Genomic DNA, 23,343 nt, shown 5'->3' with positions numbered 1-23,343 from the left:
CGATCACGGCGCCACCCCGGGCAGCGCAGACCGATGTGCAGCCGGGAGGGCCAGCCAGGGAAGCAGAGAAAACAGGGCCATGGGTATCGTGCTGCGATCGGGCAGCGAGTTGTCATCAGAAAACGATATTTGTAACCCATTTCGACGACAAAACCGCCACACAACCCGGCCAGGCCGTGACAGATGTCACCATGGCACGCCTGCGTCAGGGCAAGGCGGCACCGCAGTGGTAGCAATACCGAGCCGCCGCGAGATGCCCTTCGCTGAGGCATTCCGGACAGCTGCGGGTGCTGGGCAGCGGTGCGGCCTGACGGCGCTTTTGCGCCATTTCGCTGGTCACGATCCCTGTGGGCACGGCCAGGGTGCCCCAGCCGAGCAGCATCATGGCCGAGGCGATGAAACGCCCCAGATCGGTCTTGGGCGTGATGTCGCCAAACCCGACCGTGGTCATGGTCGTGATGGCCCAGTACATCGAGGTGGGAATGCTGGAGTAACCGTTCTCGGCCCCCTCCACCAGGTACATCACCGTGCCGGCCACCAGCACGATCATCAGCACCACCGACATGAAGATCAGGATCTTGCGCCGGGTGGCCACCAAGGCCTCGGTCAGCATCTGGTACTCGTTGACGTAGGCGGCCAGCTTGAACACCCGGAACACCCGCAACAGACGCAGCACGCGGACGTCGATCAGCAAATGCAGCTCGGGCACGAACAAGGCCAGGTAGGTGGGCAGCAAAGCCAGCAAGTCCACCAGACCGAAAAAGCTCAGGGCGTAGCGCCAGGGATGACGCACGCACAGAAGGCGCAACAGGTACTCGGCCGTGAAGATGGCGGTGAACAACCACTCCAGCAGATTGAATGTCGGGCCAAAGCGGCCACGCAAGGCCTCCACACTGTCAGCCATCACCACGGCCACGCTGAGCAAAATGGTGACGATCAGGCTGTAGTCAAAGACCCGGCCGGCTCGGGTATCGGCCTCGAAGACGATGCGAAAAAGGCGCTCACGCCAGCCATCAGCCGGCAGGTGGACGAAACGGGCAGCGCCCGGAGGAGAGGAAGACATGGGCCCAGAGTTTAGGGGGCGGGCCCGACCGTTCGTCGCCGCTCGGCGTCAGGCAGGCAGACGGAAGCGGGACACCTGCCCTGCCAGTTGGGTGGCCTGGTCGCGCATTGCGCTGGCCGCAGCGGCGGTCTGCTCGACCAGGGCCGCGTTCTGCTGGGTCATGCGATCCAGTTCCTGCAAGGCCTGGCCCACCTGCCCCACCCCCTGGGCCTGCTCACGCGCACCCACCGAGATCTCGCCCAGCAACACGTTCACACGGCGTGCCGAATCGACAATGCCCTGGATCGCGCTGCCCGCGCGGTGGACCACGCCCGTGCCCTGCTCGACCTGCTCGACGCTGGTGCTGATCAGGCTCTTGATCTCGCGGGCCGCCTCGGCGCTGCGCTGAGCCAACATGCGCACCTCGCCGGCCACCACGGCAAAGCCACGCCCCTGTTCACCGGCACGCGCAGCCTCCACGGCGGCATTCAGGGCCAGGATGTTGGTCTGGAAGGCAATGCCGTCGATGGTGCCGATGATCTCGGCGATGCGCGCCGACGAGCCCCGGATGCGGTCCATGGTGGACACCACCTCGCCCATCACCTGGCCACCTTCCATGGCCGACTCGGCGTTGGCATTGGCCACGCGGGTCGCCTCGTCGGTGTTGGCATAAGTCACCTTCACCGTGGCCGAGATCTGCTCCATCGAGGCGGCAGACTCTTCCAGGCTGGCCGCTGCCTGCTCGGTGCGCGATGACAGGTCCATCGACCCCAGGGCCACCTCGTTGCTCGAATGAACAATCTGGTCGCTCGACTGCCGCACCAAGGCCACCATGTCCCGCATCGAAGCCTGCATGTTGCGCAACTCGAGCATGAGCTGGGCCGCCTCGTCACGCCCCCAGGGGGACGGTGAGGTGGTGAGATCGCCATCGGTCATGGCGCGCAGATGGCGGCGGGTCTCCTTCAGACCGCCGTCCATCACACGGTAAAAGCTCAGGAACAGATACCCCGCCACCAGCACCGCAGCCAGCACGATGGCCACGCTGTACATCACCGTGCGCTGCACGTCGGCCCGCAGGTCATCGACATAGATGCCTGAGCCGATCACCCAGCCCCAAGGGGCAAAGCCCTTGACGAAACTGACCTTGTCCACGGGCTTGTCGTGCCCGGGCTTGGGCCACTGGTAATCCACAAAGCCCTCGCCATGGCGTTTGGCCATGTCGGCAAATGCACTGAACAAGGCCAGTCCATTGGGGTCTTTGAGGCCCGACACGTCCTGGCCATTGAGCTCAGGCTTGAACGGGTGCATCACCACCCGTGGCTGCAGATCGTTGATCCAGAAATACTCCTGCTTGTCGTAACGCAGGCGGCTGATGGCCTCCTTGGCCATGTCCTGTGCCTGGGTTGAACTCAGCTTGCCCGATGTCTCCTGCTCATGGGCCCATTCCAGCAGGCCGTAGGCGATCTCGACGTGCTGGCGGGTGGCAGTCTTGCGAGCCTCCATCGCCTTCTCGGCGTGGTCATCCAGTTGCCAACTCAGCAAAGCCAGCAGCGGCAACAGAAAGGCCAGCGAGATGATCAGGGCCTTGGAGGCAAATCGCAACTTGCGAAACAAGCGCACCCCCGGCGCCCAGGCGCCGTGGTAAGCAAAAAAGCCGGTGTCATGGCCAACGCCGCGAGACGCGGGTGTCGACACTTGGGGTGCTGCAGAGGGGATCAGGGCTGACATGCGGATGAGCTTCAGTGGGGTGAACAGAAATGTCAGAAATGACAAGTTTCATTTCCTTACATTATGTCCACTCACATGTTAAGGTTTTCCACTAGCCGAGGCGCCCAATCCAATGGAGTGCCGCCTGCCCCCTCGAATGACGAAGCCAAAGAACCAGGCCCGCAGAGCGCCGAACCTGTCTGAATCAAAATCAAGCGGATGTGTCCACCTGACGCACACAAACTGCGCTCAATTTGCGCGCTACCCGCCGCTTTCTCGGACCCATGACTTCGTGGCATCACAGGCGCTGCCGCGCGCCTCCGCCAGCCATCGCCAAAGACGATGGCAAGCAGACTCGCCGTTGCAGCGGGCCCGCCTTTCAACCCGGGGAAACTCAGCTTGACCAGGCCAATCTGCCTTGCCTGGAGCGGTCTGTGCCGTCGCCCAAGGCCTGCACATCATCCTGCCCGTCCGGCAAGCGGAACAGCGACACACCATCCAGCAATTCCTGCGCCTGCTGGCGCAGACTGGATGCCGCCGCGGCGCTCTCTTCCACCAGCGCCGCATTCTGCTGGGTGACCTGATCGATCTGCCCGACGGCCGCCACCACCTCGGACACACCGGTACTCTGCTCCGCACTGGCGTCGCTGATGGCGCCGACCACTTCGCTGACCCGCTCGATCTCGACCACCACATCGTTCATCGCACGCCTTGCCGCATCGACCAGGCGGCTGCCTTGATCCACCCGCTCGACACTGGCGCCAATCAAGGCGCGCACCTCGCGCGCCGATTCCGCGCTGCGCTGAGCCAGGCGTCGCACCTCACCGGCCACCACGGCAAAGCCGCGGCCCTGCTCACCGGCTCGGGCCGCCTCGACGGCCGCATTCAGCGCGAGGATGTTGGTCTGGAAGGCAATCCCGTCAATCGTGCCCACGATGTCTGAGATCTGGCGCGAGCTGTCGTTGATGGTCTTCATGGTGTCGACCACCTCGCCCACCACCGCGCTCCCCCGGGCAGCCACCTCACGGGCCCCATGGGCCAGTTGTTTGGCCTGGCGCGCATGGTCCGCGTTCTGGCGTACCGCATCGTCCAGCGTCGCCATGGCCGCCGCCGTTTCTTCGAGGGCCGAGGCCTGACGTTCGGTGCGATCGCTCAAATCATGGTTGCCGCTGGCAATCTCGGCACTCGCCAGGGCCACCTGGCGGGCGTTGCCCCTGACCTGACCGACGGTCTGAACCAGGCTGTCCTGCATGCTGCGCAGGGCGCCCTGCAGTTGCGCGGTCTCGTCGCGTCCGTTCACTTCGATGGGTTGGCTCAGGTCACCGGCAGCCACCCGGTGGGATACCTTGACGGCCTCCATCAAAGGCCCCGTGATGCTGCGGATGATCAACACCGCCAAACCCAGGCTCGCCATCACCGACACGACCGAGATCAGTATCAGCAGGGCCGTGTTGCGTTCGATTTCCTGGGCAGCCGCCGCCTCATCCTGCTCGGTCTGGCGGCTGGCGACCAGCACGGTGGCGTCAATGGCCTGCCGGTGCAGGTCGTACAGACCGCTCAGGCGCTCCAGCGCTTGTTGGGTCGCGGCAGCATCTGCCTGGCGAACCGCCGGCAACAAGCTCTGCTCGGCAGCTCCAAAAAAGACCTGTGCCGACTCATGGGCTCGCTTCAGGAGCAGATCGGTCAATTCAGGACCCAGGCCGGCACGCTCCCAGTAGGCATGACGCTGGTCATAAGCTTTGCGCAGGGCACCCCACTGGTCGAGCAGCCGGGCTTGGCGAGCCGGGTCGGTGGTGCTGGCCAACTGAAAGCAGACCAGGTAGGGCTCCAGCACGTATTCGGGTGGCGGCAGGATGTCGGCCACCAGGTCTTTGCCCTGCACGATGTGCGCATACAGCGGCCCGTTGACCTTGAGGTAACTCAGGGTTCGCAGCGACCAGAAGCCGGTCACCAGAAAGCCCAGCAGAAACAAGGCCAGCAAGGCCACGAACCGCTGACGGATGGACACGTGGGACAACTTCATGGGGCAACTCCAGCAACAAGCACAAAAAGCATCGGATGACATGACAGCAACCAAGGTCGGACCAAGGTCAACGATGGCAGGTCGTCAAGTGCGACAGCTCACAGCCGTCTGAAGTAAATTATATGATCAATGTTAAATTTAATTGATATTTATGAAAACAAGATCTCACTAAAACAATATATTGATTAAATATGATATTTAGCGGTTTTGTGCGTACAACGAAAAACCCGGCCGGCGAATCGATCACTCGATCCCCCGGCCGGGTCTGTGCCGTGCTGCAGGGCCGTGACCAGGCCCACACCTGGTCCGCCTTGAATCACGTTGATCAGACGGCTTCGCTCTCCTGCAGATGGCGCCACATCACCTTGCCGCTACCGCTCTTGGGCAGTGCGTCAACAAACTGCACCACCCGGGGCACTTTGTAGACGGCCATGTTCTCGCGGCACCAATCGATGATGTCGGCCTCGGTCAATTCTTGATGGCTGGCGCGGCGTACTACCACGGCCTTCACCGACTCCCCGCGGTAGGCATCCTTGGTGGCGATGATGCAGGCCTCCTGGATGCCTGGGTGGCGGAACATCAAGGCTTCAACCTCGGCCGGCCAGACCTTGTAGCCCGAGGCATTGATCATGCGTTTGAGCCGGTCGGTCATGAAGAAATAGCCGTCTTCATCCACCCGGCCCATGTCCCCCGAGCGGAAGAAACGCTTGCCCTTGAATTCGATGAAGGCTGCGGCCGTGGCATCGGGCCGTTTCCAGTAGCCCTGGAACACCTCAGGCCCATGGATGATGATCTCGCCGGCTTCGCCCTGCGGCAACTCCTGCAGCGTGTCAGGGTCGATGACATAGGCCTCGGTGCTGAGAAACGGAATGCCCAGACACTGCTGCTTGGGTGCATCGACCGGGTTGGTGTGCGAGGGCGCCGAGGTCTCGGTCAGGCCATAGCCTTCGACATAGCGCAGGCCATAGTTCTCGAACAAGCGCTGAGCCACGGCCTGAGGCATGGCGGCCCCGCCACCGCCGATGTAGGTCAGCGAGGACAGGTCGTACTGATCGAAATGCGGGCTGCCCAGCAGATCGATCACCATGGTGGGGATGTTGGTCCAGTTGGTGACCCGGTAGCGCGAGATCAGGCGCCCGGCCAGATCCCGGTCCCAGCGAGGCATCAGGATCAGGGTGCCCCCCACATAAAGCGTGGCGTGCATCACAGCCACCATGCCGGTGATGTGGAACATGGGCACCACCCCCAACACCACGTTCTCCGAGGTGGCGCTGCCCCAGGCGGCGCTTGCCACGGCGTTGTGCATCAGGCTCGAATGGATGTGGATGCAGCCCTTGGGCAAACCCGTGGTGCCGCTGGTGTAAGGCAACACGGCCATGTCGGCACCGCCGGTTTCGGGCGCGGGGGCTGGGCCCTGCCCGGCCAGCGACTCTTGCCAACTGTGCACGGCCCCGCCTGCCAGCGGCGGGGCCGGGTGCTCGGCCAGCAGCCAGGGCTCCCAGGCCGGGGGCAAGGCATCACCATTTACTTGCGTCGGATCGAAGGCATCGGTGAACCGGGTCACGATCAGGTGCTTGAGGCGCTGGGCTTCAGGCAGCTCGTTGCTGGCCTTGGCCAGTTCAGCCGCCAGATCGGCGGTGGTGAGGGCCACGGCGGCGTCGGGGTCGGTGATGTAGTGCTTGAGTTCTTCGGCACGGTTCATGGGATTGACCGGCACCACCACCGCATTGGCCCGCAGGATGGCCAAATGAGCCACCACCAGTTGGGGGCAGTTCTGCATGTTCAAAAGCACCCGGTCACCCTTGCGCACCCCCAGGGCATGCAGCTTGGCGGCCAGTTGCTCGACCTGCGCCAGCAGTTCGCGGTAGGACGTGCTACGCCCCAGAAAGACCAGCGCCGGCTTGTCGGGAAAACGGCGGGCGTTCACAGCCACGTTGTCCCAAAGCGGCGTGGCCGGAGGCGTGATTTGGCGAGGCAGCCGCTTGGGCCAGAACTTGTCATGCAGGCTCATAAGATCTCCTTGCGCGGAGCTTACCGAGGTGCTCCCCCGCACGCATCGGGGAAGGCCCGGGGCCTGGTCGTCACATTCGTGACCAATCTTCCGGCGGTTTTATTGCTGCAATCAAGCCCGAGCGCTCGACTCTTCAACTGTTGATCTGGGCCCAGGCCTTGTCCAGGCGCTTGATGCTGACCGGCTGCGGGGTGCGCAACTCCTGCGCAAAAAAGCTCACCCTGAGCTCTTCGAGCAGCCAGCGGAACTCCTGCATGCGGGCATCCACGGCCCCTTTGCGCTCGGCCACCAGACGCCAGTAGCGCTGCTCCTGCGGGCGCAGTTCGGCCAGTCGCGAGGCGTCACGCGCCGGGTCGGCTCGGTATTTGTCCAGGCGAAGCGTGATGGCCTTGAGATAGCGAGAAAAATGCTGCAATTGGGCCCAGGGTGTGAGGGCCAGGAACTTCTTGGGCATCAGGCGCTGCAGTTGCTGGGCCCCATCGGCGGTGGCCTCGGGGGCGTTCTTGGTGTCCTTGATCTTGCGCGCCGCTGCGGCGTACTCCAGAAGAATGGTCCCGGCCAGGCGCGCCACCTCATTGGCGATCAGGGTCAGGCGACCCCGGCCTTCTTCGATGCGACGCTTGAAGGCGTACTCGTCGGTGGGCAATGGCTCCAGCAGAAAAGCGCGCTCCAGCGCCACGTCCAGGATCTGCTCGCGCAGTTCCTCCTGCGTGCCCAGCGGCATGTAGGCCACCGCCATCTTCTGCAGGTCGGGGATGTTCTTTTCGAGGTACTTGAGCGCGTCCCGGATCTGCAGCGCAAACAGCCGCCGCAGGCCGGCGCGGTGCCGGGCTGCGGCCACATCAGGCTCGTCGAACACCTCGATACTGACGGCATCGCCGCCATCGATCAGCGCCGGAAAGCCGATCAGCGTCTGCTGACCGCGGCGGATCTCCATCAGCTCGGGCAATTCGCCAAAGGTCCAGGCGGTGTAGCGCTGCTCTGCACTGCGCGCCGGGGGGGCAGCGGCTGCGGGGGCCGCCTTGCCCCGGCCCGCCGGCTCGGGCTGGCGGGCTTCTGCCGTGGGCACAGGAGCCGGTGTCGCCGCCACCTTGAGACCAGCCAGGGCCTGGAAAGCACCTCGCGCCTTCGACCCCAGCTCGGCCTTGAGCGCCCCGAGGTTGCGCCCGATGCCCAGTTGCCGGCCGTGCTCATCGACCACCCGGACGTTCATGAACAGGTGTGCGGCGAGCATGTCGAGCTTGAAGTCGGCGCGCTTCACATCCAATTGCACCTGCTCGCGCACCAGCTTGAGCAAGGCATCGGTCAAGCTGCCATGGCCATACACGGCCGGCTCGATCAAGCGCTCGGTGAAACGGCTGGCGCTCTCGGGCAAGGGCACCAGGCGTGCGCGCGGCTTTTGCGGCAGGCTCTTGAGCAAGGCCTGCACCTTGTCCCTGAGCATGCCGGGCACCAGCCACTCGCAGCGCTCGTCGTTGACCTGGTTGAGCACGAACAGTGGCACATCCACGGTCACGCCATCCTTGGCATCACCGGGCTCGTGCAGGTAGGCCGCCACACAGTCCACCCCGCCCAGGCGCACATGGCGTGGAAATGCGCTGGTGGTGATGCCGGCGGCCTCGTGGCGCATCAGCTCTTCGCGCGTCAGGTGCAGCAGCTTGGGATTGAGGCGCGACGCTTCGCGGTACCAATGCTCCAAGGTGGCGCCGCTGTAGACGTCGGGCGGCAGCAGCTTGTCGTAGAAGGCATAGATCAGCTCTTCATCGACCAGCACGTCCTGCCGGCGGGATTTGTGCTCCAGGTCTTCCACCTGGCGGATCAATTTCTGATTGGCGGCCAGGAAGGGCAGCTTGGTGTCGTATTCACCCTCCACCAGGGCCTGGCGGATGAAGAGCTCGCGCGCCGCCACCTGATCGATGCGGCCATAGCTGATGCGCCGCCCGCTGTACACCACCAACCCATAGAGGGTGGCGCGCTCGTAGGCCACCACCTCGGCACCCCGTTTTTCCCAGTGCGGGTCGAGCATCTGCTTTTTCAGCAGGTGGCCGCCAATCTGCTCCAGCCATTGCGGCTCGATGTTGGCGATACCGCGGCCGAAAAGGCGCGTGGTCTCCACCAGTTCGGCACAGACGATCCAGCGGCCAGGCTTCTTCTTGAGGTGGGCCCCGGGGTGGCGATGAAACTTGATGCCCCGCGCGCCCAGGTATTCGCCGGAGGCGCCTGCTCCCCCCTCTTCATCCATCTTCCAGCCGACGTTGCCCAGCAGGCCGGCGAGCATCGACAGGTGGATCTGCTCGTAACTGGCGGGGTTGCGGTTGATCACCCACCGGTGCTCAGTGACCACGGTCAGCAACTGGCTGTGGATGTCGCGCAACTCGCGCAGGCGGCGCACATTGATGAAGTTCTGGCGCAGCAGGTTTTCATACTGCCGATTGCTCAACTTGTGGGTGGCCGCTGCCGGTTCGGGCGGCGCAATGATGGCGGGCGCCTGCAGGCGCTGGGCCACCGGCAGCACCGCGGCGCTGGCACGGCGCTGGGGCGGCGGCGGCGGCACCGCCTGGCCGCGCCGGGTCAGGGGGATGGCGCCGCCCCGCGCGTCGGCCAACCATTGCCACAGGCGGATGTAGCCGCTGAATTCGCTCTTTTCATCGTCCCACTTGGCGTGCGCCTGATCGGCCTGGGCCTGGGCCTCCATGGGACGATCGCGCACGTCCTGTACCGACAGCGCGGCCGCGATCACCAAAACCTCTTCGAGCGCGTTGCGATCCCGCGCCTCGATGATCATGCGCCCCACCCGCGGATCCAGCGGCAGGCGGGCCAGCTCCTGGCCCATGGGCGTCAGTTCGTGGGCATCGTCCACCGCGCCCAGTTCGGACAGCAGCTGGTAACCGTCGGCAATCGCACGGCCCGAAGGGGATTCGAGAAACGGAAACTCTTCCACCACCCCCAGGTGCAGCGACTTCATGCGCAGGATCACGCCGGCCAGCGAGCTGCGCAGGATTTCAGGGTCGGTGAATCGGGGGCGGGCCGTGAAGTCCTTCTCGTCGTACAGACGAATGCAAATGCCGTTGGCCACCCGGCCGCAGCGCCCGGCCCGCTGGTTGGCCGCCGCCTGGCTGATGGGCTCGACCAGCAACTGCTCCACCTTGCTTCGAAAGCTGTAGCGCTTCACGCGCGCGGTGCCGGCATCCACCACGTAGCGGATGCCTGGCACCGTGAGCGAGGTCTCGGCCACGTTGGTGGCCAGCACGATGCGCCGCCCGGTGTGTCCGTCAAAGATGCGGTCTTGCTCGGCCTGCGACAGCCGCGCAAACAGGGGCAACACCTCGGCATTGCGCAAATGCGGCAGGTGGGCCAGGTGGCCGCGCAGGTGGTCGGCCGCCTCGCGGATCTCGCGCTCGCCAGGCAGAAACACCAGGATGTCGCCACCCGCATTGCCCTGCCACAGTTCATCGACCGCATCGGCAATCGCCTCGTTCAAGCCGTAGTCGCGCGACTCTTCAAAGGGCCGGTAGCGTTGTTCGACCGGAAAGGTGCGGCCCGACACGTAGATCACCGGGGCCGGGCCCTTGGCCGAGGCAAAGTGCTCGGCAAAGCGATTGGCGTCGATGGTGGCCGAGGTGACCACGATCTTCAGGTCCGGGCGGTGCGGCAGGATCTGGCGCAGGTAGCCCAGCAAAAAGTCGATGTTGAGGCTGCGCTCATGAGCCTCATCGATGATCAACGTGTCGTAGGCCTTGAGCAGCGGATCGGTCTGGGTCTCAGCGAGCAAAATGCCGTCGGTCATCAGCTTGACCGAAGAATCCTTGGACAAGCGGTCCTGGAAACGGACCTTGTAACCCACCACATCCCCGAGCGAGGTCTTGAGCTCTTCGGCGATGCGCTTGGCCACTGAACTGGCCGCAATGCGGCGCGGCTGGGTGTGGCCGATCAGTTGGCCCTTCTGGCCTGGCGCCGCATTGAGCCGGCCGCGCCCCATCGCCAGGGCAATCTTGGGCAGCTGCGTGGTTTTGCCCGAGCCCGTCTCGCCGCACACGATGATCACCTGGTGCTGCGCCAGCGCCGCCATGATCTCGTCGCGCTTGCCCGAGACGGGCAGCGATTCAGGAAAGTCGATCTGGAGCGGGGCTGTGGACAAGGGCGTGACCGGTTCAAAAATGGACAACCCGTGATTATCCCTCTCCGTCTGACCCGCCCTGCCCGGCGGGCCAATGCCCATTCAGCGTCAGGCCTGTCGCGGGCGTGCCGGCAACGCTTCAAATCTGGGCCTAGAATCCGACCGTTGGCGCTTTGTTGCGCCAGCAACAAGCGTTCTCAGGGCGGGGTGAAACTCCCCACCGGCGGTGATGGCAGCCTTGGCTGCACAAGCCCGCGAGCGCCCGGCCACCGCTGCGTGGCCGGGGTCAGCAGACCCGGTGTGACTCCGGGGCCGACGGTCACAGTCCGGATGAAAGAGAGCGCGACCACCCCGCCCCACCAGCGCCAGCCTGCCTGCGCGCCGGAGGGGTGGGTGTTCGTGCGACCCTGATTTCTGGAACCTGCGGCCCCTGTTCGGGGCCCTTCATGGAAACCACGAGTCAGTCATGAGTCACAAAGACTTTTCCCTTCCCCCCCTCGACCTGCAAGCCGCCCAGGCCCCTCTGCAGTTGCCCCCCGATGCCCGCTACGCCTTTGTGGAAGCAGCCTGGCACGCCGACATCGTTCAGCAGGCCCGCGCGGCCTTCCTGCACGAGATGGCACGCCATGGTGTGGCGGCCAGCGCGATCGACGTGATCGGCGTGCCCGGGGCCTTCGAGATCCCGCTGCATGCGCAGCGCCTGGCCCGCAGTGGGCGCTACCAGGCGGTGGTGGCCTGCGCTCTGGTGGTCGATGGCGGCATCTACCGCCACGAGTTCGTCGCCCAGACCGTGATCGAGGCCTTGATGCGGGTGCAACTCGAAACCGATGTGCCGGTGATCTCCGCCGTGCTCACGCCGCACCACTTCCACGAACATCTGGAACATCGCAAGTACTTCCAGAACCACTTCAATGTGAAGGGCACCGAGGCGGCCCTGGCCTGCGTGCAGACCGTGTCCAGCCTGCGCGCGCTGAGCGCAGCCTGATCTCCGGCCCCTCCCCCCACACTGGGACGGGCGGGGCCGTGCTGCAGTGCAACGAGGGCGCTACACTTTGCGCCCTCGCATCCGGAAATTGCTGAAAACAGGCCGGATATCCCCGTAGCCCCTCCGCCCACGCCCACCATGTCCGCTGTTTTCAATTTCACTTTCGTGCCCTGGTTCCGCTCGGTGGCGCCTTACATCCACATGCACCGGGGCAAGACCTTTGTGGTCGGCATCGCGGGCGAGGCGATTGCGGCGGGCAAGCTGCCGCACATCGCGCAAGACCTCGCGCTGATCCAGAGCATGGGGGTGAAGATCGTGCTGGTGCATGGCTTCCGGCCCCAGGTCAACGAGCAACTGCGCGCCAAGGGCCAAGAGCCACGCTACTCCCACGGCATCCGCATCACCGACGAAATCGCGCTCGACTGTGCGCAGGAGGCCGCGGGTCAACTGCGCTACGAGATCGAAGCCGCCTTCAGCATGGGCCTGCCCAATACCCCCATGGCGGGCTCCACGGTGCGCATGATCTCGGGCAACTTCCTGACCGCACGGCCTGTGGGCATCGTCGACGGCGTCGACTTCAAGCACTCGGGCCTGGTGCGCAAGGTCGACGTGGCCAGCATCCAGCGCTCGCTCGACTTTGGCGCCATGGTGCTGCTGTCGCCGTTCGGCTTCTCACCCACCGGCGAGGCTTTCAACCTCAGCATGGAAGAAGTGGCCACCCGCGTGGCCACCGAATTGCAGGCCGACAAGCTGATCTTCCTGACCGAGGTGCCCGGCATCCGCCAGGACCCGCTGGCCCCCGAGGGCGAAGACAACCCCATCGACACCGAACTGCCACTGGCCGCCGCCGAAAAGCTGCTGGCCCTGCTGCCCAAGCCGCAGCAACCCACCGACACCGCCTTCTACCTGCAGCACTGCGTTCAGGCCTGCAAGGGCGGCGTTGAGCGCAGCCACATCCTGCCCTTTGCGGTGGACGGTTCGCTGCTGCTCGAGGTCTATGTTCACGATGGCATCGGCACCATGGTGGTGGACGAAAAGCTGGAGGAACTGCGCGAAGCCACGGCGGACGACGTGGGCGGCATCCTGCAGCTCATCGAGCCGTTTGAAAAGGACGGGACCCTGGTCAAGCGCAGCCGCACCGAGATCGAACGCGACATCGAGGCCTACAGCATCATCGACCACGACGGCGTGATCTTTGCCTGCGCCGCCCTCTACCCCTACCCCGAGGCCCGCACCGCCGAAATGGCTGCCGTGACGGTCTCCCCCCAAAGCCAAGGCCAGGGCGACGGCGAAAAAATCCTCAAACGCATCGAACAGCGGGCCCGTGCCATGGGCCTGCAAAGCATATTTGTGCTCACCACCCGCACCATGCACTGGTTCATCAAGCGCGGCTTCCAGCCCGTGGACCCCGACTGGCTGCCCGAAGCCCGCAAGCGAAAGTACAACTGGGACCGCAAGAGCCAGGTATTGGTCAAGAAACTCTGAGCCTTCAGAGCCGGCACCGCTCAGCACTCGCCAGAAACTTCATCAAGCCATGTCCACGCCGAAATCCGGGATCAAACTCTTCGGGGCCGCCCCCTCACTGCTGAAGCGCCCCACCGCATCCACGCTTCTCCCCGAGCAACGCTTTGCCCAGGCTGTGGCCCTGATGCGTGAGGGGCGGAGCATGGAAGCCGAAACAACCCTCAAATTGCTGCTTCAAGGGGCTCCCCAGCATTTCGATGCACTGCAGATGTTGGGCATGTTGCACCTCAAGGGCCAACGCTGGCAAGCCGGAGTCGATGCCCTGCAAAAGGCCATTGCCATCCATGCCAACTTTGCCCCCGTCTACAACAACCTGAGCATCGGGCTGCGTGAGCTGGGGCGGGTGGACGATTCGCTCGCGGCCTCCGATCAGGCGCTGGAACTCAAGCCCGATTACCTCGAAGCCTGGATCAACAAAGGCAACACCTTGCGACGCACCCATCGGTGGTCGGAGGCCCTTGTCCACAGTGACAAAGCCTTGCAACAACACCCTGCAGAACCCCGCTTGTTGCTAGGCAAGGGACTGGCCTTGCAAGCCCTGGACAGGCTTGAGGAATCGGCTGCAGTGCTCAGGCAAGCCCTGGCGCTGGACCCTCACCAAACGGAAGCCCACTACGCCCTGGGGGCTGTACTTGAAGAGGCTGGCCAGCCACGCCAGGCACTAGACGCGCTGACGCAGGCACTGGCACAAGCCCCTCATCATGCTCCAGCCTGGAACGTCAAAGGACTGGCATTGCAGACATTGCGCCAGTACGCCCCTGCCGACCAGGCGTACCGCCAGGCCATCGCGCTGGCGCCGGACGCACCAGAGGCGCACGCCAACCTCGCGTCCTTGCTGGAAGAGCGTGGCCTCTATGGGGAAGCGCTGGCCAGCTATCAGAAAGCCATGGATTTGGGCGGCGAGCAAACAACGCTGTTGCGCCATGTGGGCGATCTGCATGCAACATTCCGCCATCACCATCGTGCCGTTCAGAGCTATCGAACGTTGTGCACCCTCGATCCCATGGCCGAGTTCGCGCAGGCTGGGCTTCTGACCAACCAGATGCGCTGCTTCGATTGGACGGACCTGGAGCAGCGGCGTGCCGCCCTTAGCGATGGATTGAAGGATGGCCGGCATCGACTCCTCCCATTCGACGCACTGACCTGCTTTGATGATCTGGCCCTGCAACAGGAAGCCGCTCGACAAAGCGTCAGCCGACTCAAGCCACCCCAGCCCCTCACCTGGAAGGCGGTCGCCACAGGCAGGCCGCGTTTGCGCCTGGCCTATGTCTCTGGTGACTTTCATGACCACGCCACCATGCACCTGATGCAGGAGGTATTTGAAAATCATGATCGGCAACGATTTGAGGTGATCGCCGTCACCATCGGCCCGCCACTGGCACCCGAACGCCAAGCCTGGATGCAGCGCCATTTTGATCAGTTGATCGATGCCAACGCGATGGACGATGCCGCGCTGATCGACTTGCTGCGAGGCTTGGAGCTGGATTTGGCCGTTGATCTGAAGGGCCACACCCGAGATGCGCGCTTTGAGGTGTTCCATCAACGGATCGCCCCCGTTCAAGTCAACTACCTAGGCCACCCAGGCACCACGGGCTCGGGTTCAATGGACTTCATCCTGGGTGACGCCATCGTCACCCCCTTGGATCATCAGGGCTTTTACAGCGAAACCATCTGGCAGTTGCCGGCTTGCTACCAGGCCAACACCAGGCTGATGCCCGAGACCCTGCCCCCGCCCCCGTCGGCTGCGGACGAAAGCCTGCCAGACGAAGGATTTGTGTTCTGTTGCTTCAACAACAGCTACAAGATCACCCCCGCACTGTTCGACGTGTGGTGTGCGCTGTTGCGGAGCGTCGAGGGCAGTGTCCTTTGGTTGCTGGGCAACGAGCCTGAGGCCCAGCGCCTTCTCCGGCAGGAAGCCGAATCACGCGGTGTTGCCGCCGAGCGGCTGGTGTTTGCCAAACGCGAGCCCCGAGACAGGCACCTGGCCAGACATGCCCTGGCAGACCTTTTTCTGGATACCTTGCCCTATGGCGCACACACCACGGCCAGCGATGCCCTGCGCATGGGCGGGGTGATGATCACCTGCCAGGGCAACAGCTTCCCGGCCCGGGTCGGGGCCAGTTTGCTGACATCCATCGGCTGCGAGGATCTGATCACCCACAGCCTGGACCAGTATTGCTCGCTGGCGCTGGCGTTGGCACGGTCTCCTGAAAGACTGGTAGAGGCACGCCAACGAACCCGGGACGGAGTGCGGCACTCTTCTTTGTTCAAGCCTGTGGCATTTACCAAACAACTGGAAGAGGCCTACCTGGGCATGGTGGCCACCAAGCGCGGGCGCTCAAGCTAGCCCACGCGGCCATCGCCGCCCCTGAATCAGTGCCTCAACCCGCGATGGGTGAGCGCATATGGCCCGCATGGAACTCGGTCTTCCGCTCGGCGGGGTTTACCCGGAAATCGACCGCTTGCAGAGATTCACTCGATTGAAATCACTGAACCTGTGCCCAGGGCAGGCTATATTGTGAAAATTGTGACGAAAGTCTACAAACCCCGGTGTGACCAACCGCGTGCCCCCACGCTTCAGCCCAGCCCCAACGCCCATGACCGACGACCACGGACCTGAAATTGCCCACAACCAGGATGAAGTCGATGTCCACTTTCGCCTGGGCCAGCTCACCCGTCAGTTGCATGACTCGCTCAATGCCCTGGGCATTGCCGACAAATTGCACGGCGCGGCCGAAGAGCTGCCCGATGCCAAGAGCCGACTGAGCTACATTGCCCGCCTGACCGGCGAGGCCGCCGAAAAGGTGCTGAACTCGGTCGACAAGACCAAGGCGGCGCGCGAACCGGTGGATGTGGAAACCCGGCGCCTGACCGAGCTGATCGAGCGCTATCCCGGCACCACCTTCACGGGCAAGGATTTGCTGACCTACCTGCACCTGGTCAGCCAGTCGAATGCGGCGATGGACGAAAACCTGACCGACATCATGATGGCTCAGGACTTCCACGACTTGACCGGCCAGGTCATCGCACGGGTGGTCAATCTGGCCTCCGACATCGAAAAGCAGTTGCTGGACCTGCTGGTCAGCACGGCTCCTGACGGCAGCAGCAGCCCGGCCCCGGCGACCAAGGACCTGCAAGGCCCGGTGGTGGACGGCCAGGCCAACCGCGAGGTCGTGACCAACCAGTCGCAGGTGGATGACCTGCTGGCCAGCCTCGGATTCTGAGCCCCTTTCCAACCCCTCTGTGGCGCTTCGGCGCCCTCCCGCATCGGCCTGGCCACCGCCCGGGCCAGCCCTGCCCAACCGGCGCGCCACCCCGGCGCCACGCCGCATCGGCCTGAATACCCCCGTACTTTCCCGCACAGGTCAGGATTTGCCCCTGTGCCTGTCAGCTTTTGGCGCAGACGCCATGGCGATCTCTTTGAAGAATGCGCTCGTCCGATTCGCAGCTGCGGATTCGTCGCTGCGTGACGCAGGCCACCCTGCGTGACGCCAGCACAGCGCGGGTCGGACGACGACCACAAGGAGACTCTTTTTGATTCAAGCCCCCACCCGCCTGCGCCCCCTGCTCGGGCTCGCGACCTTCGCCCTGATCGGCGGCCCCGCGATGGCTCAGGACAGTGCAGCCGACAACACCAGCAGCGCGGCCAAAACCGCCTGGCACACCGGATACGCCCTGATCGACGACAGCCACCTGAGCCTGCACCTGCGCAACCTGTACAAGGCCGGCACCAGCACCCCCGATGCCGCGCTGCCGCCCAACTACCACACCTGGGTTCAGGCGTCATCGCTGGACTTCAGCAGCGGCTATTGGGCTGATGCGGTCGGCTTCGACCTGTCCTACGACACCGCGCTGAACATCAGCACCGGCACCGATGCCAGCGGCTTCACCGACGGCACCCTGCCACGCAACCCGGCCAGCTTCAGCCGCATCGGTGAACACGCGCTCAAGCTCAAGTGGCAGGCCGACGAAACGAACTTCAAGTCGCGCCTGGGGGTGCAGAAGGTGTCCAACATGGGCATGCTGCACGCACGCGACAGCCGTGCGCTGGAGAAGCTCTACAGCGGCGCCCGCCTCGATGCCCAGCAAGGAGCCTGGAGCGGGCTGGTCGCCGTGGTGGATGCCAGCATCGACCGCAACGAGACCTTCAAGCGCCGCTTCACCACCGCCAAGGGCACGGCCATCGACTACCTGGCCACCGCGCAGGTCAAGTGGGAGCCGCAAAAGAACCGCTCGCTGCTGTACTTTGCCGGTGCCGCACCGCACTACGTGATGCGCGAAGGCCTGGAAGGCGTCTGGCAGGCCGACCCCAGCCAAAAGGGCTCGCTCAAGACCGAAGGCTTTCTGTACCACAACCGCGCCCTCAGCGTGTGGCAGCAGGAAAACGCCAATTCCCGCCGCGGCTTCGACCGTGACGCCTACCACACGGCGGTTCGCTTCAGCGGCCAAGCCGACAAAACCCTGTTGCAGGGCGGTGCCACCTACACCCACGCCCCGAACAGCAACCCCAACGGCATGGGCTTCTTTGAGTACAACATCGCGCGCAATGCCGTGGGCCGATTCGTCAGCCCGGCCTACAACGGGATGATCGACTACATGAACCACCGCGAGCTGATGGTGTTCGGCACAGCGGTACAACCACTGGACCGCGAATTCAGCGTGGGCGCCGGCGCCTACTACGGCAGCGGCATGAAGTTCAAGGGCGTGGGCCTGTCGCATGGCGACGTGATGGTGTTCGTCGAATACAAGCCCAGCTTCCTCAAGGGCCTGCACACCGTGGTGGCCTATGACTGGTCGCGCAACTGGCGCGAAGTTCAGGGCGTGCCCGACGTCACCCAGGGCCGACAGCTCAATGCCAGCAAGACGGGGCCGATGATCCGCCTCGACTACCGGCACGAATTCTTCTAAACCCGCAGGAGACACCTCATGATCCTCAAGAACATCCTGCGCCGGAGCTTTGGCCTGAGCCTGCTCGCTCTGGCCCTCGGCGCCCCCGTGGCCCAAGCCGCACCGGCCGAAGAAGCGGAAGTCCATCTCTTCCTGACCCGCCATGGCAAGACCATGCTCAACATCAGCGACCGCGTCCAGGGCTGGTCGGATGCCGTGCTGACCCCCGAGGGCATCGCGGTGGCGCAAGACCTGGGCCGCGGCCTGAAAAACACGCCCTTCGCGGCGGTGTACAGCAGCGACAGCGGACGCGCGATGGAAACCGCCCGCGTGGTGCAACAGTTCAGCGGCCAGACGCAGTTGCCCCTGCAGATCGACTCGCGCCTGCGCGAGTTCAACTTCGGCAGCTATGAGGCCGACCTCAACGCCACCCTGTGGGACGACGCGGCACGTTTTGACGGCTTGCCTCTGGGGCCTTGGCTTGAAAAGTTCACGCCCAAGCGCTTTGCCAACACCGTCGCTGCCATGGACCGCCAGCGTGGCACCACGCATGGCAAGACCTGGCCGGCCGAGGACTACGCCACCATCACCCAGCGACTGACCAGTGCCCTGACCGACATCGCCAGCCAGCAGGCACTCAAGGGTGGCGGCAAGGTGCTGGTGGTTTCGCATGGCCTGGCCATCGCGGCCGTGGTGGACACCCTGGCCCCCGGCAACAACTACCCGCTGCACAAGCCGCTGTCCAACGCCAGCATCACCGAGGTCGTCTACCGCGGTGGCCGTTTCGAGGTGCTGACCTTCAACGAAATGAAGTACGTCAAGGCAGGCCAGGCAGCCGCCAAGGGCAAGCCGTAACCCAGCCCCCGCGCACGCCTGTGCGCCCCTGCCCGGCTCCAGCAGGCCCCTGCCCGGGGCCGGGCCCCGACGCGCCCCTACCTCACCCCCCCCACACCTCCATGACCACAGCCCAACGCGCCCCCGACACCCTGCTGCCCGGGCGCACCGCCCCGGCGCGCGCCTCACGCCGCTTCATTGCTTTGTACGGCCTGGCCACTTTCGGCTTCTGGATGGCCGTGATGACCCCGGTCATCGTCACCATGGCCCTCAAGGTGAACCAGTTGGCCCCCGACAGCAAAGAGTCCACCCTGGCCTGGGTGCTCGGCATCGGGGCCTTCGTGGCCATGATTGCCAACCCGGTGGCCGGACTGTTCAGCGACCGCACCCGCTCGCGCTTCGGCATGCGCCGCCCCTGGCTGGTCGGCGGAGCGCTGCTGGGCTTGGCCGGCTTGGCCATCGTGGCCATCAGCCCGTCGGTGTGGATGCTCATGGTCGGCTGGTCGATCGCCCAGTTGGCCTACAACGCCGTCCTGGCGGCCCTGATGGCCTTGATGCCCGACCAGATTCCTGAATCTCAGCGTGGCGCCGTCGGCGGCCTGCTGGGCATGTGCATGCCGGCCGGCATCCTCGCCGGGGTGTACGTGGCCCAGGAGACAAGCAGCCTGGCCCAGATGTTTTTGTTGCCCGCGGGCCTGTTCACGGTCTTCGTGCTGGTGCTGTGCGCCAGCATGCGCGACCGCATGGCTCCCGCACAGTTGCCCGAAGCGCTGGGCCTGTCGGGCTTTGCCCGCAGCTTCCTGATCAGCCCGCGTGGCGCCCGCGATTTTCTGTGGGCTTTTGCCAGCCGCTTCATGCTGCTGCTGGGCATCGCCACCCTGATGACCTACCAGGTGTTCTACATGCTCGACAAGCTGGGGGCGAGCACCGAGGCCGTGCCCGACATGATGTTCCGCTCCACCCTGGTGTCGTCCATCACCATCGTGCTGTCGAGCCTGGCCAGTGGCTGGCTCAGCGATCGCAGCGGGCGGCGCAAGGCCTTTGTGCTGATGGCCGCGCTGATCTACGCGGCCGGCCTGCTGGTCATCGGCGTGGCCCATGACTTTCATGGCCTGCTGCTGGGCGTGGGCGTGTGCGGCCTGGGCCAAGGCATGTATGTGGCGGTCGACCTGGCCCTGGTGACCGAAGTGCTGCCCAACCCCGATGAGGCCGCCAAAGACCTGGGCCTGTTCAACCTGGCCAGCGCCATGCCGCAATCCGTGGCGCCCATGATCGCCCCCCTGTTCCTGGCCTTGGGCGGCCCCCAGAACTACAGCGCGCTGTTCACCGCCGCGGCCGTGTTCGCCTTGCTGGGCGCACTGGCCGTGCTGCCCATCCGCAAGGTGCGCTGATCCCCTCTCTTCAACAGAAACTTCCTGCAGCCCTGATCCCATGAACACCCTGAATCCCCTGCACGCCGACTGGCGCCACCAACCCGGCCTGAACGAACGCGTGGCCGAACTGCTGGCCCGCATGAGCCTGAACGACAAGATCGAACTGGTCAGCGGTGACCTCAACTACAACTTCGGCTTCTACAGCGCGGCCGTGGCCGGCCCCGGCCTGCCCGAACTGACCATGGCCGACGGCCCTTGCGGCGTGCGCATCAACAATGGCGCCGTGCATGGTGGCCGCGCCACCGCCCTGCCAGCGCCGATCGCCCTGGCCGCCAGCTGGAACACCGAACTGGCCCAGCGCTATGGCGACGTGCTGGGCTGGGAGGCCCGCGCCAGCGGCCACAACGTGATCCTGGCGCCGGCCGTGGACATCGCACGTGTGCCGGTGGGCGGGCGCACCTTCGAATCCTTTGGTGAGGATCCCCTGCTCAATGCCCGCATGGCGCTGGCCGAGATTCCGGCCATCCAGGCTCACTCGGTTGCCGCCTGCCTCAAGCACTACGCCGTCAACAACCAGGAGCACGAACGCGCCAGCGTGAACGCCGCGGTGGACGAAGCCACCCTGCGCGAAATCTACCTGCGGCCGTTCGAGGCCGTGGTGCGCCACAGTGCCGTGGCCTCGCTGATGGGGGCCTTCAACCGTGTCAACGGCGTTTTTGCCTGCGAGAACCACTGGCTGCTGGACCAGGTGCTGCGCCGCGAGTGGGGCTTTGCGGGCTGGGTGATGAGCGACTATGCCGCCACCCACAGCACGGCGCCCTCGGCCCTGGCCGGCCTGGACCAGGAGCAACCCTCGGGTCAGCACTATGGTGAGCGCCTGCAACAGGCCGTGGAGCAAGGCCAGGTGCCCCTGGCCACCCTGGACGAGATGTGCCGCCGCATCCTGCGCACCATGGTCGGCCTGCAGCTGATTGAGCGCCCGCCCGTCATCGCCCCCTTGAACGACGAAGCCCACCGCAGCGTCGCCCAGGCCGTGGCCGAACAGGCGGTGGTGCTGCTGAAGAACGACGACGCTCTGCTGCCGGTGCGCCCCGAGACCCTGCGCCGCGTGGTGGTGATCGGCCCGGACGTCGACAACGCCAGCGTGGCCGGTGGCGGCAGCAGCCGGGTGCAACCGGCGCATGCCGTGAGCCTGCTCGAGGGTCTGCGCCAGCGCCTGGGCTCCGATGTGCTGGTACAGCATGCCGTGGGCAGCGACCCCATCTCGTCGGCCGATCTGCTGCCAGGGCCCGATTCCCTGCCCAGTGACTGCCTGCGCAGCGGCCCCGAGGCCGATGCCGGGCCCGGCCTGCACACCCGCTTCTGGAACAACCCCCACCTGGGCGGCGAGTCCTGCTTTGAATGCGTGATGCCCCAGGTGGCCCTGAACGGCGGCTTCTTCAATTTCCCGGGCTTTGACGCCAACTCCAGCCGCTACCCCAAGCTGCCCAATGAACTGTCGGGAGGCATCTCGGCGCGCTTCACAGGCCGCCTGGTGGTGCCCACCAGTGGCCGCTACGAGCTCTGCGCCACCTTGTTGGGCACACTGCGCATCTGGCTCGACGGCGAGCTGGTGCTGGATGCCTTCCGCGCTGGCGGCGGCTCGGCCAGTGGGGCCGGTGCCTCCGGCGCTGCCTGGGGCGCCCATGCTGACGTGAAACGCGCCACCGATGGAAGTGACAGCCCGGTGGCACCCGACTGGCCCGTGGCCCAGGCCCAGATGAACCTGCGCGCCGACAGCCTGCCCGAAGCCCGCGAACTGCCACCTCAGCCACTGGGCAGCGGCGGCGGCGAGGCGGGCCCGCCCCCCGAAACAGCCGGCGTCGCCCTGGAACTGCAGGCGGGTGCCCAGGGCCATGAGCTGTGCATCGAGTACCTGGCCAACGCCCCCTCGCAAGGCTGGCTGACCGGCGCCCAGGTGCGCCTGGGCTGGCGCCCGCCCAGTGAAAGCCCTACCGCGTCGGTGCGCGAAGCCTGCGCTCTGGCCGAAGGCGCGGACCTGGTGGTGGTGGCAGTGCGCAGCTACGAAACCGAGCAGATGGATCGCCCCGACCTGCGACTGCCCAACAACCAGGCCGCCCTGGTGCGCGCCGTGGCCGCGGCCAACCCGCGCACCGTGGTGATCAACATGAGCGGCGGCCCGGTCGAGACCGAAAGCTGGGAAAGCGGCGTGCCCGCCATCCTGCAGGCCTGGTACCTGGGGCAGGAACAAGGCAGTGCCCTGGCGCGCATTCTGGTCGGCGATGTGAACCCCTCGGGCAAACTGCCGGTGAGCTTTCCACTCAGCGCCCATGGCCTGCTGCGCAGCCGCGCCCAGTACCCGGGCGAGGACGGCACCGTGCATTACAGCGAAGGCCTGCAGGTGGGCTACCGGGGCTTCGATGCACGGGCCTTGCCGGTGCGCTTTGCCTTCGGCCACGGCCTGTCCTATACCCGCTTTGAGTACAGCGATCTGCAAGTGCAAGCCGATGCCGACGGGCTGGAGCTCAGCTTCACGGTACGCAACAGCGGAGCGTGTGCCGGCCGCGAAGTGGCCCAGGTCTACCTCGGCCTGCCCGTGCCCGGCCAGCCGCCCCATCGCCTGGTCGACTTTGCATCCCTGTCGCTGGCTGCCGGCGAAAGCCACCGGGTGCACCGCCGCATCAGCCGCAACGACCCGGGCCACCCCCTGAGCGTCTGGACCGAGAGCGGCTGGCAATGTGCCCGCGGCCCGTTGCGGGTGGAGGTTGGCAGCTCCTCACGCGACCTGCGCCTGACGACCCAGGTGCTGTTCTGAATTGCCCAACACAGCCTCGCCAGAC

Annotated in this window: 13 protein-coding genes and 1 riboswitch; of the genes, 8 read left to right on the top strand and 5 right to left on the bottom strand. The window is 65.2% G+C overall.

What is annotated here, in order from left to right; translation table 11 throughout:
* Positions 1-205 precede the first annotated feature (205 nt).
* From AC3WUT_RS01470 to hrpA, 5 genes are all read right to left on the bottom strand, one after another.
* The gene (locus AC3WUT_RS01470) at positions 206-1,063 is read right to left on the bottom strand and encodes an ion transporter (RefSeq protein ID WP_492345283.1); all 858 of its coding nucleotides are present in this window, start codon (positions 1,061-1,063) and stop codon (positions 206-208) included.
* A gap of 48 nt (positions 1,064-1,111) precedes the next feature.
* Positions 1,112-2,815, bottom strand: coding sequence for a methyl-accepting chemotaxis protein (locus tag AC3WUT_RS01465; RefSeq protein ID WP_492345282.1), 1,704 nt, complete (start codon positions 2,813-2,815; stop codon positions 1,112-1,114).
* A 328-nt stretch (positions 2,816-3,143) separates the two neighbouring features.
* A complete protein-coding gene (locus AC3WUT_RS01460) occupies positions 3,144-4,772 on the bottom strand; it encodes a methyl-accepting chemotaxis protein (RefSeq protein WP_492345281.1) in 1,629 nt (542 codons plus the stop codon).
* A gap of 325 nt (positions 4,773-5,097) precedes the next feature.
* Positions 5,098-6,783 carry a long-chain fatty acid--CoA ligase gene (locus AC3WUT_RS01455; RefSeq protein WP_492345280.1) on the bottom strand — a complete coding sequence of 562 codons (1,686 nt, stop codon included), beginning with the start codon at positions 6,781-6,783 and terminating at the stop codon, positions 5,098-5,100.
* 133 nt (positions 6,784-6,916) lie between these two features.
* Positions 6,917-11,002, bottom strand: coding sequence for an ATP-dependent RNA helicase HrpA (gene hrpA, locus AC3WUT_RS01450; RefSeq protein ID WP_492345279.1), 4,086 nt, complete (start codon positions 11,000-11,002; stop codon positions 6,917-6,919).
* An 87-nt stretch (positions 11,003-11,089) separates the two neighbouring features.
* Positions 11,090-11,246, top strand: a riboswitch (FMN riboswitch).
* Positions 11,247-11,366: 120 nt separating this feature from the next.
* Between hrpA and AC3WUT_RS01445 the strand changes: the two genes are divergently transcribed.
* The 8 genes from AC3WUT_RS01445 to AC3WUT_RS01410 all read left to right on the top strand — a co-directional run bounded on the left by AC3WUT_RS01445 (position 11,367) and on the right by AC3WUT_RS01410 (position 23,318).
* Positions 11,367-11,885: a 6,7-dimethyl-8-ribityllumazine synthase gene (locus AC3WUT_RS01445; RefSeq protein ID WP_492345278.1), complete on the top strand. Its 519-nt coding sequence runs from the start codon at positions 11,367-11,369 to the stop codon at positions 11,883-11,885.
* Between the two features lie 138 nt (positions 11,886-12,023).
* Positions 12,024-13,370 carry an amino-acid N-acetyltransferase gene (gene argA / locus AC3WUT_RS01440; RefSeq protein ID WP_019575251.1) on the top strand — a complete coding sequence of 449 codons (1,347 nt, stop codon included), beginning with the start codon at positions 12,024-12,026 and terminating at the stop codon, positions 13,368-13,370.
* 49 nt (positions 13,371-13,419) lie between these two features.
* Positions 13,420-15,756, top strand: coding sequence for a tetratricopeptide repeat protein (locus AC3WUT_RS01435; protein ID WP_492345277.1), 2,337 nt, complete (start codon positions 13,420-13,422; stop codon positions 15,754-15,756).
* 250 nt (positions 15,757-16,006) lie between these two features.
* A complete protein-coding gene (locus AC3WUT_RS01430) occupies positions 16,007-16,633 on the top strand; it encodes a protein phosphatase CheZ (RefSeq protein ID WP_492345276.1) in 627 nt (208 codons plus the stop codon).
* Between the two features lie 310 nt (positions 16,634-16,943).
* Entirely contained in the window at positions 16,944-18,317 is a 1,374-nt protein-coding gene (locus tag AC3WUT_RS01425) for an OprD family outer membrane porin (protein WP_492345275.1), read from the top strand.
* Positions 18,318-18,335: 18 nt separating this feature from the next.
* Positions 18,336-19,151, top strand: coding sequence for a histidine phosphatase family protein (locus AC3WUT_RS01420; protein ID WP_492345274.1), 816 nt, complete (start codon positions 18,336-18,338; stop codon positions 19,149-19,151).
* A gap of 101 nt (positions 19,152-19,252) precedes the next feature.
* A complete protein-coding gene (locus tag AC3WUT_RS01415; protein WP_492345273.1) occupies positions 19,253-20,521 on the top strand; it encodes an MFS transporter in 1,269 nt (422 codons plus the stop codon).
* A 40-nt stretch (positions 20,522-20,561) separates the two neighbouring features.
* Complete coding sequence (locus AC3WUT_RS01410) at positions 20,562-23,318, top strand: beta-glucosidase (RefSeq protein WP_492345272.1); 2,757 nt, start codon at positions 20,562-20,564, stop codon at positions 23,316-23,318.
* The last annotated feature ends 25 nt before the right edge of the window (positions 23,319-23,343 follow it).

The organism is Curvibacter sp. EU05-FHT14A10 (assembly GCF_058791075.1).
This window is presented reverse-complemented; position numbering and strand designations above follow the sequence as displayed.

Excerpts from the sequence above, each read along its gene's own strand:
- AC3WUT_RS01430 (WP_492345276.1), top strand. The coding sequence starts at position 16,007 with ATGACCGACGACCACGGACCTGAAATTGCCCACAACCAGGATGAAGTC.
- AC3WUT_RS01445 (WP_492345278.1), top strand. The coding sequence starts at position 11,367 with ATGAGTCACAAAGACTTTTCCCTTCCCCCCCTCGACCTGCAAGCCGCC.
- AC3WUT_RS01410 (WP_492345272.1), top strand. The coding sequence starts at position 20,562 with ATGAACACCCTGAATCCCCTGCACGCCGACTGGCGCCACCAACCCGGC.
- AC3WUT_RS01415 (WP_492345273.1), top strand. The coding sequence starts at position 19,253 with ATGACCACAGCCCAACGCGCCCCCGACACCCTGCTGCCCGGGCGCACC.
- AC3WUT_RS01470 (WP_492345283.1), bottom strand. The coding sequence starts at position 1,063 with ATGTCTTCCTCTCCTCCGGGCGCTGCCCGTTTCGTCCACCTGCCGGCT.
- AC3WUT_RS01435 (WP_492345277.1), top strand. The coding sequence starts at position 13,420 with ATGTCCACGCCGAAATCCGGGATCAAACTCTTCGGGGCCGCCCCCTCA.
- AC3WUT_RS01460 (WP_492345281.1), bottom strand. The coding sequence starts at position 4,772 with ATGAAGTTGTCCCACGTGTCCATCCGTCAGCGGTTCGTGGCCTTGCTG.
- AC3WUT_RS01420 (WP_492345274.1), top strand. The coding sequence starts at position 18,336 with ATGATCCTCAAGAACATCCTGCGCCGGAGCTTTGGCCTGAGCCTGCTC.
- AC3WUT_RS01455 (WP_492345280.1), bottom strand. The coding sequence starts at position 6,783 with ATGAGCCTGCATGACAAGTTCTGGCCCAAGCGGCTGCCTCGCCAAATC.
- argA (WP_019575251.1), top strand. The coding sequence starts at position 12,024 with ATGTCCGCTGTTTTCAATTTCACTTTCGTGCCCTGGTTCCGCTCGGTG.
- hrpA (WP_492345279.1), bottom strand. The coding sequence starts at position 11,002 with ATGGGCATTGGCCCGCCGGGCAGGGCGGGTCAGACGGAGAGGGATAAT.